Annotated in this window: 19 protein-coding genes; 16 read left to right on the forward strand and 3 right to left on the reverse strand. The window is 38.5% G+C overall.

The window, feature by feature from the left end; all coding sequences use genetic code 11:
• Positions 1 to 8 precede the first annotated feature (8 nt).
• Genes racE through ruvA form a run of 7 tightly spaced genes read left to right on the forward strand, consistent with a single transcriptional unit; the run spans position 9 to position 5,650 of the window.
• Positions 9 to 878 carry a glutamate racemase gene (gene racE / locus C5L21_RS03760; RefSeq protein WP_040190458.1) on the forward strand — a complete coding sequence of 290 codons (870 nt, stop codon included), beginning with the start codon at positions 9 to 11 and terminating at the stop codon, positions 876 to 878.
• The gene (locus tag C5L21_RS03765) at positions 853 to 1,455 is read left to right on the forward strand and encodes an XTP/dITP diphosphatase (RefSeq protein WP_036061027.1); all 603 of its coding nucleotides are present in this window, start codon (positions 853 to 855) and stop codon (positions 1,453 to 1,455) included. The genes racE and C5L21_RS03765 overlap by 26 nt, the downstream gene beginning before the upstream one ends.
• Positions 1,456 to 1,460: 5 nt before the next feature.
• Positions 1,461 to 1,997: a YfcE family phosphodiesterase gene (locus C5L21_RS03770; protein WP_133286048.1), complete on the forward strand. Its 537-nt coding sequence runs from the start codon at positions 1,461 to 1,463 to the stop codon at positions 1,995 to 1,997.
• A gap of 37 nt (positions 1,998 to 2,034) precedes the next feature.
• Positions 2,035 to 3,093 (forward strand): Holliday junction branch migration DNA helicase RuvB, encoded by a 1,059-nt coding sequence (gene ruvB / locus C5L21_RS03775; protein WP_004901887.1) that lies wholly within the window; start codon positions 2,035 to 2,037, stop codon positions 3,091 to 3,093.
• Entirely contained in the window at positions 3,093 to 3,953 is an 861-nt protein-coding gene (locus C5L21_RS03780) for a metallophosphoesterase family protein (RefSeq protein WP_133286049.1), read from the forward strand. Before ruvB ends, C5L21_RS03780 begins: the two co-directional genes overlap by 1 nt.
• A complete protein-coding gene (gene queA, locus C5L21_RS03785) occupies positions 3,946 to 5,013 on the forward strand; it encodes a tRNA preQ1(34) S-adenosylmethionine ribosyltransferase-isomerase QueA (protein ID WP_004907961.1) in 1,068 nt (355 codons plus the stop codon). Before C5L21_RS03780 ends, queA begins: the two co-directional genes overlap by 8 nt.
• Before the next feature lie 46 nt (positions 5,014 to 5,059).
• Complete coding sequence (gene ruvA, locus C5L21_RS03790; protein ID WP_004904886.1) at positions 5,060 to 5,650, forward strand: Holliday junction branch migration protein RuvA; 591 nt, start codon at positions 5,060 to 5,062, stop codon at positions 5,648 to 5,650.
• Between the two features lie 38 nt (positions 5,651 to 5,688).
• Here ruvA and C5L21_RS03795 read toward each other — a convergent pair whose 3' ends face one another.
• Positions 5,689 to 6,321 (reverse strand): deoxynucleoside kinase, encoded by a 633-nt coding sequence (locus tag C5L21_RS03795; RefSeq protein ID WP_004901879.1) that lies wholly within the window; start codon positions 6,319 to 6,321, stop codon positions 5,689 to 5,691.
• Between the two features lie 97 nt (positions 6,322 to 6,418).
• Positions 6,419 to 6,799, reverse strand: coding sequence for a large-conductance mechanosensitive channel protein MscL (mscL, locus tag C5L21_RS03800; RefSeq protein ID WP_004901876.1), 381 nt, complete (start codon positions 6,797 to 6,799; stop codon positions 6,419 to 6,421).
• A 250-nt stretch (positions 6,800 to 7,049) separates the two neighbouring features.
• On the opposite strand from mscL, the gene C5L21_RS03805 reads away from it, so the two are divergent.
• The 9 genes from C5L21_RS03805 to C5L21_RS03845 all read left to right on the forward strand — a co-directional run bounded on the left by C5L21_RS03805 (position 7,050) and on the right by C5L21_RS03845 (position 14,780).
• A complete protein-coding gene (locus C5L21_RS03805; protein ID WP_133286050.1) occupies positions 7,050 to 7,238 on the forward strand; it encodes a hypothetical protein in 189 nt (62 codons plus the stop codon).
• Between the two features lie 27 nt (positions 7,239 to 7,265).
• Positions 7,266 to 7,757: a PH domain-containing protein gene (locus C5L21_RS03810; RefSeq protein ID WP_004904883.1), complete on the forward strand. Its 492-nt coding sequence runs from the start codon at positions 7,266 to 7,268 to the stop codon at positions 7,755 to 7,757.
• Positions 7,747 to 9,207 carry a PH domain-containing protein gene (locus C5L21_RS03815; RefSeq protein ID WP_133286052.1) on the forward strand — a complete coding sequence of 487 codons (1,461 nt, stop codon included), beginning with the start codon at positions 7,747 to 7,749 and terminating at the stop codon, positions 9,205 to 9,207. The genes C5L21_RS03810 and C5L21_RS03815 overlap by 11 nt, the downstream gene beginning before the upstream one ends.
• Before the next feature lie 88 nt (positions 9,208 to 9,295).
• Entirely contained in the window at positions 9,296 to 9,709 is a 414-nt protein-coding gene (gene rpsP, locus C5L21_RS03820) for a 30S ribosomal protein S16 (protein ID WP_004904880.1), read from the forward strand.
• Between the two features lie 166 nt (positions 9,710 to 9,875).
• Entirely contained in the window at positions 9,876 to 10,472 is a 597-nt protein-coding gene (locus C5L21_RS03825; protein ID WP_133286053.1) for a 5' nucleotidase, NT5C type, read from the forward strand.
• A 141-nt stretch (positions 10,473 to 10,613) separates the two neighbouring features.
• A complete protein-coding gene (locus tag C5L21_RS03830) occupies positions 10,614 to 11,378 on the forward strand; it encodes a DeoR/GlpR family DNA-binding transcription regulator (RefSeq protein ID WP_133286054.1) in 765 nt (254 codons plus the stop codon).
• The gene (pfkB, locus tag C5L21_RS03835; protein WP_012305349.1) at positions 11,375 to 12,292 is read left to right on the forward strand and encodes a 1-phosphofructokinase; all 918 of its coding nucleotides are present in this window, start codon (positions 11,375 to 11,377) and stop codon (positions 12,290 to 12,292) included. Before C5L21_RS03830 ends, pfkB begins: the two co-directional genes overlap by 4 nt.
• Positions 12,293 to 12,301: 9 nt before the next feature.
• Positions 12,302 to 14,221 carry a PTS fructose transporter subunit IIABC gene (locus tag C5L21_RS03840; RefSeq protein WP_133286055.1) on the forward strand — a complete coding sequence of 640 codons (1,920 nt, stop codon included), beginning with the start codon at positions 12,302 to 12,304 and terminating at the stop codon, positions 14,219 to 14,221.
• Positions 14,222 to 14,282: 61 nt separating this feature from the next.
• A complete protein-coding gene (locus tag C5L21_RS03845; RefSeq protein ID WP_133286056.1) occupies positions 14,283 to 14,780 on the forward strand; it encodes a methylated-DNA--[protein]-cysteine S-methyltransferase in 498 nt (165 codons plus the stop codon).
• 182 nt (positions 14,781 to 14,962) lie between these two features.
• On the opposite strand, the gene C5L21_RS03850 is transcribed toward C5L21_RS03845, so the two are convergent.
• Positions 14,963 to 15,793, reverse strand: a complete 831-nt coding sequence (locus C5L21_RS03850) for a helix-turn-helix domain-containing protein (protein WP_133286057.1) — start codon at positions 15,791 to 15,793, stop codon at positions 14,963 to 14,965.
• Positions 15,794 to 15,830: the final 37 nt, after the last annotated feature.

The following is a 15,830-nucleotide window of genomic DNA, read 5'->3' on the forward strand; positions in this document are numbered from 1 at the left end:
TTATAGATATGAATAAAAATAATCCAATCGGTTTTGTTGATTCTGGTGTTGGTGGTCTAACAGTTATCAAAGAAGCTCAGAAACAACTACCCAACGAACAATTTATCTTTATTGGTGATACAGCACGAATGCCTTATGGCCCACGGCCTACTGAAGAGGTTGTGCGTTATACCTTTCAAATGGCAAATTACCTCGTCGAGCAAAAGCATATTAAGTTGCTGGTTATTGCTTGTAATACTGCAACAGCACGCGTATTGTCTCAGTTACAGAGGACATTAGCTATTCCTGTCATTGGGGTTATTCAACCAGGTGCTTGGGCTGCCACTAAAACAACTAAAAATAATCGCATAGGCATTATTGCAACACAGGGAACTGTCGATTCTGGTGCCTATGATAATGAGATTCACGCTTTTCGTGATGACGTTCAGATAACGTCACAAGCTGAGCCTGAATTTGTTCAGTTAGTTGAGTCGAATAAATACCACGAGGCAGCAACGAGGAATATCGTTAGTCAGCATCTTGAACATATGAAGAGCCAAGATGTCGATACGTTGATACTTGGATGTACACACTTTCCTTTATTAGCGCCTTTTATTGAATCGGCCATGGGGCCACAGGTTACTCTAATAGATGCTGGACGTGAGACCGTTCGCGTGATTCAAGAAGCCTTGCTTATGCATGATTTATATACAAGTGTCGCACATTCACATAGTAAAGATATTTACTATACAACAGGGAATACAGCAAATTTTCGTATCATAGCGACCGATTGGTTAGATTTACCAGACGCTTTAGATGTACGACACCTTAATATAGTAGAAAACGATAGGCAACAATATTTGGAGGAACAAGATGGCAAGACTAATTTTAGCCAGTAACAATGCGCACAAAATTAGTGAGCTAAAGGCAATGTTGGCAATGTTGCATATTGAACTCACTGTTGTCCCATTGAACGAATTAGACAGTAACATACCAGAAATAGTCGAGAATGGGAAAACTTTTGAGGAAAATGCCACGATAAAAGTTCAGACTATTGCCAAAGTGGCACCCAATGATTATATTTTGGCTGATGATTCTGGTTTGTCTGTTGATGCCTTAGCCGGTCAACCAGGAGTTTATTCGGCGCGCTATGCGGGCGATCATGATGATGAAGCAAATATCGATAAAGTGTTGACAAAATTATCTGGTGAAAAGAATCGTACAGCACATTTTAATAGTGTGCTAGTGTTGATTGATAATCATGGACGTCGGTTAGTTGCTAATGGTCAAGTTGATGGACAAATTACCACAGCGCGTCGTGGTAATAACGGCTTTGGGTATGATCCCATTTTCTTTGTACCCCAATTTGATAAAACTTTTGCTGAACTGACTGCTGAAGAAAAAAATCATGTTAGTCATCGAGGGTTGGCGCTCAAGTCTTTGGGACAGCAACTACCAGATTGGTTGAAAGGATAGGATAAATGACGAAGTTTCTTATTGTATCGGATACGCATGGTGATCGAGATATACTCGTTGATATTTTTAATCATTGGCAGTCAAATGTTGCAGCTGTTTTTTATAATGGCGATTCAGAGTTATCAGCCAATGACAGTGTATTTGACGGCGTCTCAACTGTGATTGGTAATATGGATACCGATGATGATTTTGTTGCAGCACGGGTTACAACTATTGCGGGCACGACTTTTTTTCAGACACACGGGCATTTATATAATGTACGTTCGTTGGATTCTTGGGCTAATTTAACCGTGATGAACCAACTTGCTAAGGAAGCGAAAGCGCAAATTGTGTTGTTTGGCCATACACATATCGATGGCGTGGCAATGTTTGACGATAAATTATTTATTAATCCAGGTTCGATTAGTTTGCCAAAGGGGCCACATACGGCTATTGGTGGCACTTATGCAGTATTAACAGTGTCCGATACAGCGTACTCTGTGGCATTTTATAATCGGCAGCATGAGGAAATTCCTGCATTAACGCAATCGTTCAATTGCTAATGGCTGAATCCTGAATAAACGTGATAAAATTGTAACTATGGGAAATCAACAAGAACCACAATTTAACCAATGGTATGATGAAAATACTGAAGTAGATAGCTTGTTACGTCATGCTGCCGCCAATGAGGCGGAACAGCATGATGAACTGTCGCTAAGACCCCAGTTTTTGCGTGAGTATATTGGGCAAGCTGCCTTGAAAGAGGAACTGTCTGTTTATATTTCGGCGGCCAAGCAGCGTGAAGAGGCACTTGACCATGTCTTATTATTTGGACCACCAGGGCTAGGGAAGACTACGCTGGCTATGATCATTGCTAACGAGATGGGGGTTCATATTAAAACCACCTCGGGGCCAGCAATTGAGAAACCAGGCGACCTAGTGGCGTTGTTAAATGAATTAGAACCAGGTGATATTTTATTTATTGATGAAATTCATCGCTTACCAACAAACGTTGAAGAAATTATGTATTCTGCCATGGAGGATTATTTTGTAGACATTATGGTTGGACAAGGACCGACAGCGCGTGCCGTGCATTTTCCTCTGCCACCTTTTACTCTCATCGGCGCAACAACACGTCCAGGTATGTTATCTAAGCCATTGCGCGATCGTTTTGGGATTATGAGTGCGATGTCATATTATACGCCAGAGGAACTACAAGAAATCGTTGTCAGGTCATCTGATATCTTTAAGGCGCCCATTAAACCGGAAGGGGCTTACGAAATTGCTTTGCGTTCACGCGGAACACCAAGAATTGCTAACCGGCTGTTAAAACGCGTGCGTGATTTTGCGCAAGTCCAAGGGAAAGCAGCCATTGATCGGGTAATTGTTGATATTGCCTTAGATAAGTTGCGTGTTGATAATCGTGGTCTAGATGAAACAGATCATAAATTATTAGATACAATGATTACGTACTATCAAGGTGGTCCGGTTGGCTTAAATACGCTTGCTGCTAATATTGGTGAGGAAGCAGAGACGCTTGAATCCATGGTTGAACCTTACTTATTACAAATTGGTTTTTTACAGCGCACACCAAGGGGACGAGTTGTTACTGAAGCAGCTTATGCGCATCTCAATATCCCGTACCAAAGGAAAATGTAATGGACTATATTATCTCTGATACGCATTTCAATCATGAAAAAATTCTTTATTTTGATAAATCACGTGTAGAATCATTAAAATTATTGGGAATAGCACCTACTATTTCAGAAATGGATCGCTATTTAGAAAAAATTTGGAATGATACAGTGACTGATGAAGACACTGTATATTTTTTGGGTGATTTGGGGATGTTTCGCAAAAAGCAAGATTTTGTGGCACAACTGGCTCGCCTGCGGGGTAAAAAAATATTATTTAAGGGTAATCATGATCATACTGATCAGCTGAAAGCAGCGTATAAAGCGCCGGAGGCTCAAGTCATTGAAGTTGTTGAGACAGCAAAATCACTCAAGATTGATGGTCGGCAAGTTTGGTTGAGTCACTACGCTGTTGATTTACCATACCCATTATTATCACTTCATGGGCACATTCATGAAGCAGAATATCAGCGTGATAATATGATTAATTTATCACTTGACTCAGCCTATATGCAAACAAGGGTATTTGGACAGCCTATTAGTTTTGAGGCGCTTAGTCCGTTACTATCACAACGTATTGCAGCAATTTCAGAAACCTATCAAATAGAATCTGAGAATAAACGTTATGATCGTTTGGTTGAGCGTGCATTTGATGAGAAAATCACCATCAACAAACCAACAGCAACACAACGTCATGAATTAGCACTGCTCGTTGATTATCTGAATAAAAATGATTTAACTTATGCGACTGTTCTAAAACAGTTTAATATTCCAAATGATAATAAAGTGTTATCCGAAAAAGAAAAAGAGAAAGTGAACTTGACAGGGTTTGAATTTGAAAAGCAAACTGGTATGTCAGGTAATACAGGTATAAAAGATGACTGATGAGAAACATTACCAATTGGCGGACTTTGATTATGATTTGCCAGAAGCATTAATTGCGCAAACACCTTTAAAGCAGCGTGATGCTTCACGTTTACTGGTACTAGATGCTGATACAGGCGCTTATCAAGACAAGCATTTTTACGACATTTTAGATTACGTGAATCCTGGTGATGCCATTGTCATGAATAACTCACGTGTTTTGCCAGCAAGATTGCATGGTGTACGTCCAGAAACTGGTGGACATGCTGAAGTCCTGCTATTACGCCAAGATCATGGGGATGTATGGGAGACATTGGTGCGACCAGCCAAGAAATCACCTGTTGGTTCGACTATTGTGTTTGGTGATGATGTGACACAGCCAATCATGACAGCAACGGTTGTCGGCGAGCTAGAACATGGTGGTCGATATGTCGAATTCCATTATGATGGCATTTTTATGGCGCTATTAGATAAATTAGGTGAGATGCCACTACCGCCTTATATTAAAGAGAAGTTGGCTGACCAAGAACGCTATCAAACGGTCTATTCGAAAGTTGATGGTTCAGCTGCAGCGCCAACAGCTGGATTACATTGGACACCTGAGTTGCTTAATCAAGTCCGGGCTAAAGGAGTTAAAACAGTTGAATTAACGCTTCATGTGGGGCTAGGCACTTTCCGACCAGTAGAGGAAGAAAATATAGAAGACCACAAAATGCATTCAGAGTTCTATCAATTAAGCCAAGATGCAGCGGATACATTAAACCAGGTACGTGAAAATGGCGGACGCATTATTGCCACAGGGACAACATCTATTCGTACTTTGGAAACAATTGGGTCAAAATTTGAGGGCAAATTGCAAGCAGATTCAGGCTGGACAGATATTTTCATTAAGCCAGGGTACAAGTGGACAACTGTTGATGCATTTATTACTAATTTCCATTTGCCAAAGTCAACTTTGGTTATGTTGGTTGCTGCGTTTACGGGTCGTGAAAATATTCTAAATGCCTATCAACATGCTGTTGCTGAACAATATCGTTTCTTTAGTTTCGGGGATGCGATGTTTATTAAGCGCGACAAATAATGTTACAGTGGCTTAAAGAGCACATGTCTACATAAGGAGAGACACGATGTATGAATATATTAATGGCTTGATTACAAATATTTATCCCGCTTATCTAGTGATTGCTGATCGCAGTGGTGTTGGTTACAAATTATTCGTAGCCAACCCATATCGCTTTGAACAAAATGTTGAATCTCACGTCTATGTTGAACAAATTGTTCGTGAAAATGAAATGACATTATACGGGTTTATAGACGAAAACGAAAAATATTTGTTTAATAAACTGCTCAATGTTTCTGGTATTGGACCTAAAAGCGCCTTGGCTATCTTAGCAAGTGATGATGCTGCAGGATTAGTAACAGCTGTGGCCAACGATGATGCATCTTATTTAACACAATTTCCTGGCGTGGGTAAAAAGACAGCCCAACAAATTGTGTTGGATTTGAAGGGAAAGTTAGATGATTTGGCATTATCAGCAGGTATGACGGTAGAAACAGTCCCTACAACTGATAATCAGGCATTGGCTGATGCTTTGGCAGCACTGGAATCGTTGGGTTATAGTGCGAAAGACGTCGCTAAATTACAGACAGTTTTGGCTAATCAAAAGGATACAACAGATGGGTATATTCGCTCAGCGTTGAAGTTTTTGGTGAAATAATATAAAAAACACATGACCAGATGGCCATGTGTTTTTTATTAACGAATTGTTTTCAAAGCATCATTAATTTGATTTAAAATAATAGTTTGATTTTCTGGTATTTCCAAATCGTATGTCTGGAGATCTACTTTTATTTTTGGTGAGGCATCATAATTGTCAAACCACTCACGGTAAGCTGACCAAATGCGGAAATAGTATTGACGTAAGTCGTCATTATTGTCGAATTGTTCGTAATCGCGGCCACGTTTTTTGATACGATAAAGAATGGTCTCAAAATCTGTTTCAGCATAAACTAACAAATCAGGTGACTTTTTAGGTAATTTTTGCAGTTCGGACATCATATTATTTAATAACTGTGTATAAACTGACATTTCAGCATCTGTAATATTACCATCTTTGTGGTTCTCAGATGTAAATAATGCGTCTTCATAAATCGAACGATCTAAAACATTATTATCATCTGCTAATGCCTGCTTAATCATATCAAACCGACGATTTAAGAAGTAAATCTGTAATAAAAAACCGTATTGCTTTGGATCAGAATAATAAAGTGGCAAAACCGGATTATCACCAACCGGTTCATAAAATGCTTTTGTGCCAAAATTTTCAGCGATTAAACTTGTTAATGTTGTTTTACCAACGCCAATCATACCTGCGGTAATAATCACCATGACGACCTCCAATATTTTAGTAGCTTAATAACTATACAAAAAAACCGTCCAAACAACAAGTACGGTTGTCGGACGGTTTTAAGTCAAAAAGCGAACATTAAGCTTTTTTCTGTGCTTCAAGCAAGTCACGGATTTCAGCTAATACTTCTAATTCTGGATTGGCTTTAACTTCTTCTTTTTTGTTTGTACGCAGGATACGATTAACAAATTTTACCAAGAGAAAGACGACAAAGGCAGTAATTAAGAAGTTAATGACGTCATTCAAAAAGGCACCATATTTGAATGTTAATTCCTTAGTAACGACTAATTTTAAGTTTTGAAGATCTGAGGTGCCACCGGTGAAAAATGTGATAATAGGACTGATTAAGTTATTGGTTAATGACTTGACAATACCAGTGAAAGCACCACCGATAATGACGCCAACGGCTAAATCAAGCACGTTGCCGCGCATGATAAATGTCTTGAATTCTGATAACATACTAAAATATCCCCTTATATGAGCCTTAATATCAGGCTACATACTTCCTTTCCTTACTGAATACTAACCTCTATTTTACCTAACAATTAGCTATTTACCAAATTAAGCCGTTGAATTTAGGCCTTTTTTAGCTAATTTGAGATTAACTTAAAGTTTGTTATATCACAAGAATTGATAATGACCGTCTTTCTCATGAAAGAAACCGCTAACCATGATAAAATAAACGTAATTGTTTTGAAGGAGATTTGTTATGACTGAAAAAGATCAATTAACACTATGGCATGAACAACTGATTGCCATTATTAAAGATATTAATACGCCACATACACTTGGCGGTATTACAAATGACGCTAACCGTGAGCATGATTCGCGCTTAGCACGACGGGCATTAGATAATTTAATTGTGTTGAGTGAAGAAATCAATGCTAAACGACAATAAGTAATCATGGGGGGTCTGGGGGGCAATATGATATCTAAATATGCACAATATTTACCAAAACGTGCGAAAATCGTCTGGGTGTTGGACGATTTAATAGGGATGCTAGTATTGGGCCTAGCGTTATTAATCCTTAATTTATGCTTAGGGGCGCAGTGGCCAAGTACCATTATCATGGTTTTAAATATAATGTTAATTGTGATTATTGGTTTGGTCATTGGTCATCTATTACTGATACCGTACTATTATCGTTTTCACCGTTATGCTTTAGATGATACAGCTATTTTAATTTATAAAGGCTTTTTTCTTAGAAAAACAGAAGCGATACCACTTAATCGTATTCAAAATGTTGATACGACTCAGGGGCCATTACTTCAGTTTTTTCATTTAAAGAGACTGGTTATTGTGACAGCGGCACATAGTTTTTCGATTGCAGCAGTTGATGAGCAAGTTGCGCAAACATTGCGTGAACGATTGATTTTAGCGGCAAGACAAGCGCGTGAGGTTAATAATGATGACTAAATCTGCTCATCAACCTGTTGTTGCTGTTATTGCCGAAATCATTATGACAGTACGAGAATTCTTTTTTGTCGTGTTGTTTTTGTTTTTTGGTCACACGCGTAGTATGACGAGTCGCTTAATCGTCATTGTTGGCTTAATCTTGTTAGCAATACTTTTTGGTGTTTTACGATGGTGGTTTTTTACATATGACGTGACACCTCATGAAATAACACTCAAGAAAGGGGTGTTCATTAGAAAATATGTACATATGCCTTTCGAGCGAATACAGACGATTACACGTACACAACCATTTTATTTTCAGCCATTTGATGTTTATCGGGTAAGTATCAAGACATCTGGCAAAAAAGATGATCGTTTAGTTTTTAGTGCGTTACGCTTAACTCAAATTGAAGTGATCGAACAATATCGTCAGCAATCACAAACGAAAACAACTGAGTCAAAGGAAGTACCAAAAGCCGATCATGTTTACCATATCCAGACATCTGAACTTGTCGTGTTTGCTTTGACATCATTAGGGAGTTTGGGCATTTTTGGTGCCTTAGCAACAGTCATTTCTGAATTGAGTATGCATATGCCACAGGATTTAGTGGCAAAGTTTGATCACTGGTTTTCAGGTCAAACGTTTGCAGGGTATATCATGATTTTGGCTGTCATCTTAATTGTGAGCTTAGTCATTGCCTTTGCACGAATTTATAACCGCTATTATCACTTTACATTGACACGATTTGGCGTTCATCTAGCCATCACACAAGGTTTATTGACTAAAAAAGAAATACAGTTGCGCTTATCGCGTATTCAAGCCGTACACTACGAGCAATCTTTATTAAGACGTTGGGTAAACCTCGCAACAATCAATGTCTTGTTAGCTTCATCAGGCCGAGGGGATAAAGAGAAACAGGATAAAACGACGATTATACCTGTTGTTAGTAGTTCAAAAGCGTATCATGTGTTGTCTGATTTCTTACCTAGTTATCGGTTGATTACACCAAAAAAGGCTATTGGTATTGACCATGCTATGTTTTATGAGCTACGTTATGAGGTGCTCATGAGCCTAATCTATTTAACTTTGCCGACTGTGATTTATTTTGGTTGCGCTTATGTCTGGCATTGGCCGACAATTTATAGTGTCATTGGTATTTTCATATTGTCTGTTTTAATAATTTATGTTATGATATGTGCGGCTGTTCGCATGACAGACCAGCGATTAGTCATTGAACAAGAAACATTAACCCTTCAAACATCTCAATGGCTGACCAAACATGTGTATACAATTCCTCGTGACAAGATTCAGGGGGCGAAAGCAACGCAAAGTTGCTTTATGATTAAGTCACAAGCACAACATCTGCGCGTTATAATTCGGAATGGCGATAGGGCTAAAATGATTGACATGCGTTATTTACCAGAAGCAGAAGTAGAAAGGGTTATACGTTGGATAACACATGTCAAGTAAAAACCCTTGACATAAGATTGGTTTAGTGGGATACTATTAGTTGTAAATAAAGTGCAAAAAGCACAAAAGAAATTTGGAGGACATTAATATGTCAGTAAAAATCCGTTTGAAGCGTATGGGTGCTAAGAAGCGTCCTTTCTACCGTGTTGTTATCGCTGATTCACGTTCACCTCGTGATGGCCGTTTCATCGAAACAGTTGGAACATACAACCCAATTGCACAACCAGCAGAAATCAAGCTTGATGAAGCAAAGATTTTGACATGGTTGAGCAATGGTGCGCAACCATCAGATACTGCACGTAACTTGTTGAGCAATGCAGGTATTTTAGCAAAGTTTGCTGAAATGAAGGCTGCTAAGAAGTCAACTGCTGCAAAGCCTGCAGCATCAGCTACAAAGCCAACAGAAAAGAATACTGTTGCCGAAATCAAAGCTTATTTGGATGCTCAAGGCACTCAATATGCATCATCAGCTAAGAAAGCCGATTTGTTAGCATTGGTATAATTGATAATATTGTATGATTTGAAAGTGATAATTGCGCTAATTTGTTAGCATAGTTATCACTTTTTGTATGTAATATAATGCTGACGACTAAGTTTTGAGATGGTATAATGATGGTGTCCAAGTTTTGAAAGTGCTTTCTTTAACTTTGACATTATGGAGAAAACACATGTTAGCAAAACCTAAGCTGTTTTTAGATATGGATAATGTGCTTGTGGATACGTTGTCTGTTTTAAATACCCTTGATATGGCGCAATTCCAGGTAGATAAACCAGACCAAATTCCTGGTATTTTTCGTCATTTACCACCAATGTCCGGCGCTGTTGAAGGCATTAATGTTTTGGCAGCAGATTTTGAGTTGTACATTTTATCAACTGCACCATGGCGTAATCCCAGTGCTTGGCAAGATAAACTTTTATGGTTGACAGATTATTTTGGGAATGATAATACTAGCCCTTTTTATAAGCGTGTTATTTTAACACATGATAAAGGAATCGTTCATAAGACCGGTGGTATTTTGTTGGATGATCGACCTTATCATGGTGCTAGTCAGTGGCAAGATAATACAGTGGATAGTTTATGGCTGCAGTATGGCTACGATACTAATCTTGTTTGGTCAAAAGACTTAGTTGCATACCTTCAAGCAGTTGCAAAATCGTATCAATTATCAGGCAAGTTACGAATGAGCGCTGAAAATATTGCAAAAGATAAGCATTATCAATTATTTGGGCACACAGAAACTTTTGAAAAAGCACCTTGGGAATAAACTATTAAAAAAGCAATCAAGAATTGATTGCTTTTTTTGTGACATGTTATGACTATTTATGACACAAAAAGCTTGCAAAAAATATTAAAAGCAGTTATTATTAAATCGTAAAGAAAGCGCTTACAAATAGTGAGGACAAACATGATTGTCGCAGAACGTAAGAAACAAATTTTAAAAATCATCCAAAAAAATCAATTTATTTCGCTACAAGAACTCAAAAAGGTAACAAAGACATCATTGTCTACGGTGCGTCGAGATTTGGATATTTTGGCTGCTGATGGGTTAGTACGTCGTGTACACGGTGGTGTTGAATGGATAGAGCCGAGCCGTGGTAGTTTACCGGTGAGTGAACGTTTATCACTGTATCAAGCAACGAAACAAAAAATTGCGCAACGCGCAGCACAACAATTACAAGGTGGTGAAATTATATTTCTTGATGCCGGCACAACGACAGGAGAACTTATTCCATATTTAGCAGATAAAAAACCTGCAGTGACAGTCGTCACGAATTCAGTCCATCATGCAGCCCAACTATCCGATTTGATGATACCCGTAATGATTATTGGTGGGCAAGTAAAGCAGACAACTGATGCGGTTATTGGCGCAGCAGCTGTTAATCAAATCAATCATATGGTATTTAATGTTAGTTTTGTTGGGGCCGATGGTCTGTCGGTCGAATTTGGCTTAACGACACCAGATTTAGAGGAAGCAGCAATAAAAAAAGCTGTTGTTGAGCGGTCAAAGGTGAGCTATGTGTTGGCTGATAATAGCAAAATTGGAACGGCTGCCTTTGCAAAAGCAGTTGATTTAGAACGTGTTGTCTTAGTAACATCAGCTCTAACCAATCAGCAGTGGCAAGTATTAAGCCAAGCTATGACAGTAATAGATGCGGAGGAAAATAAATGATTTATACAGTCACCTTAAATCCTTCTTTGGATTATATTACGCGGCTAACACACCTTAAACTAGGCGAAACAAATCGCTCAGATTCGCAAATAATGTATCCCGGAGGTAAAGGTATTAATGTTAGCCGATTATTGGCACATCTAGCTATTGCTAACACGGCTTGGGGGTTTTTGGGTGGTTATACTGGTCAGCATCTGCAAGCTACCTTATCTGAATCGCATATTCACCAAAATTTTACAACAATTGCTGGCAATACACGTATTAATATTAAGATAAAAGCAGCTGAAGAAACCGAGATTAATGCTACAGGGCCTCATATTAGTGATGACGAAGTGGCGCTATTTCTCTCACATTTTGATGTATTAACAGCTCAAGATATTGTGATTTTATCAGGTAGTGTGCCTAAAAATTTAAATGATACAATTTATCAAAAAATGCTAGACAAAATTCAAGAGCGACAGGCAGCATTTGTTATCGATACCACAGGGGAACAATTACAATTAGCTTTACGCCGTCAACCATTATTGGTCAAACCTAACCGTGCAGAACTGGCACAGCTTTATCAGGTGCCACTTACGCAACCCAAAGAGGTTATACGTTGGGGACAGCAATTATTGAAAGATGGCGCAAGATATGCGATTGTTTCATTAGCAGGGGATGGAGCGATATTATTTACAACAACAGGGCAATATTTTGCACAACCGGTTGTCGGTAAAGTGGCAAACTCCGTTGGTGCTGGGGATTCAATGATTGCTGGCTTTGTTGGCACTTGGTTAACAACAGGAGATGTAATGGCAAGTTTTAGAATGGCGGTAGCTAGTGGGACAGCCACCGCATTCAGTGATGATATTGCAACGCAAGAAAAGATTAATGCAGTTTATGAACAAGTGATTGTCACACCATATGATATGTGAGGAAACATCATGAAAATTAGTGAATTGTTAGTACCTGAAGTAATGATTTTAGATTTAAAGGCAAAGACTAAACAAGCAGCTTTTGAAGAAATGATTAATCGGTTGTATGAAGCTGGTCGTATTACTGATAAAAAAGTATTTTTAGAAGGTATTTTGGCTCGTGAATCACAAACGACGACTGGTTTGGGTGATGGCATTGCGATGCCACATGCTAAAAATAGTGCCGTAAAAATGCCAACAGTTGCTTTTGCACGATCAACCGCTGGCGTAGACTATCAAGCTATGGATGGACAGCCAGTGCATTTGTTATTTATGATTGCTGTGCCAGCAAATGCTAATAATACCCATTTGGAGGCGCTAGCCAGCTTATCACGTTATCTGCTACAAGATGGCTTTATGGATAAACTCAAGCAGGCAACAACACCCGATGATGTGGTGAATTTATTTACAACTCAAGAAACGGCACCAAATACAGCACATGTTGAAGATGACGCCCCATATTTGGTAGCGGTTACTGCATGTACAACTGGCATTGCGCATACTTATATGGCTGAAGAAGCATTAAAAAAAAAAGCTGATAAGCTAGGTATTCGTATTAAAGTGGAAACAAATGGTGCTGGTGGCGTTGGAAATAAGTTAACCGACTCTGATATTGCGCATGCACAGGGTGTCATTATTGCCGCAGATAAAAAAGTCGAGATGGCACGTTTTGATGGAAAACCCTTGATTAATCGGCCTGTAGCCGATGGCATTCGCAAACCAGACGAGTTAATTGAATTAGCACTACGGCAAACTGCACCAATATATCATAGTCAAGAGGCCAAAACGACAAACTCTTCGGAAACAACACAATCCATTGGTAAAGCATTCTACCGTCATTTGATGAGTGGCGTCTCAAGTATGTTGCCATTCGTTATTGGCGGTGGTATTGCCATTGCATTTGCTTTTCTAATTGATCAAAGCTTAGGTGTGCCAAAAGATGCATTGTCTAGTTTAGGAACTTATCATCCAATTGCTGCTTTTTTTAAGCAGATTGGTGGGGCAGCCTTTGGCTTTATGTTACCAGTTCTTGCTGGATACATTGCTTATTCTATTGCTGAAAAGCCTGGACTCGTTGCTGGATTTGTTGCCGGTGCACTAGCTGCCAATGGTTATAATCTGTATAATGTTGGCCTTAATGTTAAGCATATGCCAATTCCATCAGGATTTCTAGGCGCACTTGTCGGCGGATTCTTAGCCGGCGGTATCATGTTATTACTTAAAAAACTTTTCCAAAGTTTGCCGAAATCTTTGGACGGCATTAAATCCATCTTGTTCTATCCGGTCTTAGGTGTCTTGTTAACTGGATTTGCGATGTTACTGATTAATATTCCAATGTCTGCAATCAACACAGGATTGAATCATTTTTTGTCAGGCTTAAGTGGAACCAACGCTGTTTTGCTAGGTATTATTCTTGGTGGCATGATGGCCATTGATATGGGTGGACCGGTTAATAAAGCGGCTTACGTGTTTGGTACTGGGACTTTAGCTGCAACAGTTGCTACTGGTGGGTCCAATATTATGGCCGCAGTGATGGCTGGTGGCATGGTGCCACCGTTGGCAGTCTTTGTGGCAACGCTAATTTTTAAGCAGAAATTTGATCAACAAGAACGACAAGCTGGTTTGACAAACATTGTGATGGGCCTGTCGTTTATCACTGAGGGGGCCATTCCCTTTGCAGCGGCAGACCCAGCACGCGCTATCCCAAGTTTTATGGTTGGTTCAGCAGTTGCTGGGGGGTTAGTTGGTTTGACTGGTATTAAATTATTAGCCCCACATGGTGGTATCTTTGTTATTGCACTAACGAGTTCACCATTACTTTACCTTGTGTTTATCGGCATTGGTGCCATTATTTCTGGTGTTATTTTCGGTTTGTTGAAGAAAGGTTAATGGCATGTTAAGTAGAGATTATTGTTATACTATCAGATACTTTTCATGGTAAAATAATAACATGATTATTTACGACACAATGAAATTTAAGAATTGGCAGTTAACCCTTTTTAAAGATAATGAGGCGATTGTCTTTATTAGTTTTGCTGATGATGGTGTTGCTGAATTTTCATTACAATATCCCCGCATGAAGCTTCAATACGCTAAAATACCAGAGTTGCGCTATTTTGAACAATATTTATCTGGTGAACGTGTTGATTTTAAAAGGCTTAATGTCGCTTACCTATCGGGAACCCCTTTTCAAATTAGTGTCTGGCATGCTTTGCACGAGATGGGCAAGGATGAAAAACTTACTTATCAGCAGTTAGCACAACGTGCTGGACAGCCAACAGCTATTCGAGCTGTGGCTAGTGCTGTCGGTAAAAATCCGTTAACTATTATTAACCCATGTCATCGTATACTACCAAAAAATGGTGGTGTTGGTCAGTATCGGTATGGGCAAGCATTAAAAAAATTACTCATCTCATTAGATGATAGTGAAACAACACAATACTTTTAAAATAAATTAATCATTTTTGTTTTGTAAGCTGAGTTTTTTTTTAACCCAAACTTAAATGAAGCTAATTTATAAAAAACACGGTATTCTATCCGATAGAATATCGTGCTTTTGTTTCGTTACTGACTGCACAATGAAATCACTAGGCCTTACTATGACAGACGTTATAAGAAAAATAGACGGTTTTACTCACGCATTTGAGCACACTGTAAGGCAATACGTTTAAAAATATTTTTGAGATGACAATCATCTAAAATAGTTAATATTGTGTAGGCTTGATCAATTTTGTGTTGCTCATTTCTGTATAATCCGATTAAAAACAGCAACCAAACTTGGTGCGTTAAGCTATCCTCTAAAGGTATATCTTCTATTTTTTTGATAATCCATTCAATAATAATTGGCTTATTTTGGAGAAGACTCGTTTCAAAAAAACGGATAATAAGATTAGTAATATTATCCAGTTGGTTATATTGCACTGTCTCATAAATATATTGGCCTAGAATATCGGAGATATAGGGTCTAACTAGTGTGACCGGTAACATGTTCACTGTGCATTCTAGTAAATAGATGTCGTACAATTGCCAGCTAATGAGCTTGTTGAAATAGTCAATCAATATATTTTGATCTGTTGTTGATGCGATTCTAAATTTAGTGTGATAGATAGTTGCTTTCAGCATTAAGATATCATGCTTATTGTTTAAAGTTAATGTCTTTCTCAGTTTTAGTTCATTATACATGGCATATAAGCCGTCAATGTCATTATGAAGGTACTTATAATTTAATTTATTTCGAAAGTTAACGATATTAAAATCGATTTCAAAATTGTTAGAAAAATATTCATCGATGGTGATGTCTAGCTCTTTGCAAATAAAATAAATTGATTGTGCATTAGGTAGAATCTGGCCACTTTCAATTCTAGAAACCATAGCTTGTGAACCGATAAAGGCACCTAACTGTTTTTGAGATAAGTTTTTTAATTTTCGACGTTCTTTGATAATGTTTGTTTCTTTCCGCATAATAATCTGTCTCCATTGCTTTCAAAATAATAATAGT

It is taken from the genome of Leuconostoc citreum (assembly GCF_004354555.1).
In the GTDB taxonomy this organism is placed as follows: domain Bacteria; phylum Bacillota; class Bacilli; order Lactobacillales; family Lactobacillaceae; genus Leuconostoc; species Leuconostoc citreum.

Excerpts from the sequence above, each read along its gene's own strand:
- ruvB (WP_004901887.1), top strand. The coding sequence starts at position 2,035 with ATGGGAAATCAACAAGAACCACAATTTAACCAATGGTATGATGAAAAT.
- C5L21_RS03810 (WP_004904883.1), top strand. The coding sequence starts at position 7,266 with ATGATATCTAAATATGCACAATATTTACCAAAACGTGCGAAAATCGTC.
- rpsP (WP_004904880.1), top strand. The coding sequence starts at position 9,296 with ATGTCAGTAAAAATCCGTTTGAAGCGTATGGGTGCTAAGAAGCGTCCT.
- C5L21_RS03815 (WP_133286052.1), top strand. The coding sequence starts at position 7,747 with ATGATGACTAAATCTGCTCATCAACCTGTTGTTGCTGTTATTGCCGAA.
- C5L21_RS03795 (WP_004901879.1), bottom strand. The coding sequence starts at position 6,321 with ATGGTGATTATTACCGCAGGTATGATTGGCGTTGGTAAAACAACATTA.
- pfkB (WP_012305349.1), top strand. The coding sequence starts at position 11,375 with ATGATTTATACAGTCACCTTAAATCCTTCTTTGGATTATATTACGCGG.
- C5L21_RS03840 (WP_133286055.1), top strand. The coding sequence starts at position 12,302 with ATGAAAATTAGTGAATTGTTAGTACCTGAAGTAATGATTTTAGATTTA.
- C5L21_RS03805 (WP_133286050.1), top strand. The coding sequence starts at position 7,050 with ATGACTGAAAAAGATCAATTAACACTATGGCATGAACAACTGATTGCC.
- ruvA (WP_004904886.1), top strand. The coding sequence starts at position 5,060 with ATGTATGAATATATTAATGGCTTGATTACAAATATTTATCCCGCTTAT.
- C5L21_RS03780 (WP_133286049.1), top strand. The coding sequence starts at position 3,093 with ATGGACTATATTATCTCTGATACGCATTTCAATCATGAAAAAATTCTT.
- racE (WP_040190458.1), top strand. The coding sequence starts at position 9 with ATGAATAAAAATAATCCAATCGGTTTTGTTGATTCTGGTGTTGGTGGT.
- mscL (WP_004901876.1), bottom strand. The coding sequence starts at position 6,799 with ATGTTATCAGAATTCAAGACATTTATCATGCGCGGCAACGTGCTTGAT.
- C5L21_RS03825 (WP_133286053.1), top strand. The coding sequence starts at position 9,876 with ATGTTAGCAAAACCTAAGCTGTTTTTAGATATGGATAATGTGCTTGTG.
- C5L21_RS03850 (WP_133286057.1), bottom strand. The coding sequence starts at position 15,793 with ATGCGGAAAGAAACAAACATTATCAAAGAACGTCGAAAATTAAAAAAC.
- C5L21_RS03770 (WP_133286048.1), top strand. The coding sequence starts at position 1,461 with ATGACGAAGTTTCTTATTGTATCGGATACGCATGGTGATCGAGATATA.
- C5L21_RS03830 (WP_133286054.1), top strand. The coding sequence starts at position 10,614 with ATGATTGTCGCAGAACGTAAGAAACAAATTTTAAAAATCATCCAAAAA.
- queA (WP_004907961.1), top strand. The coding sequence starts at position 3,946 with ATGACTGATGAGAAACATTACCAATTGGCGGACTTTGATTATGATTTG.
- C5L21_RS03765 (WP_036061027.1), top strand. The coding sequence starts at position 853 with ATGGCAAGACTAATTTTAGCCAGTAACAATGCGCACAAAATTAGTGAG.
- C5L21_RS03845 (WP_133286056.1), top strand. The coding sequence starts at position 14,283 with ATGATTATTTACGACACAATGAAATTTAAGAATTGGCAGTTAACCCTT.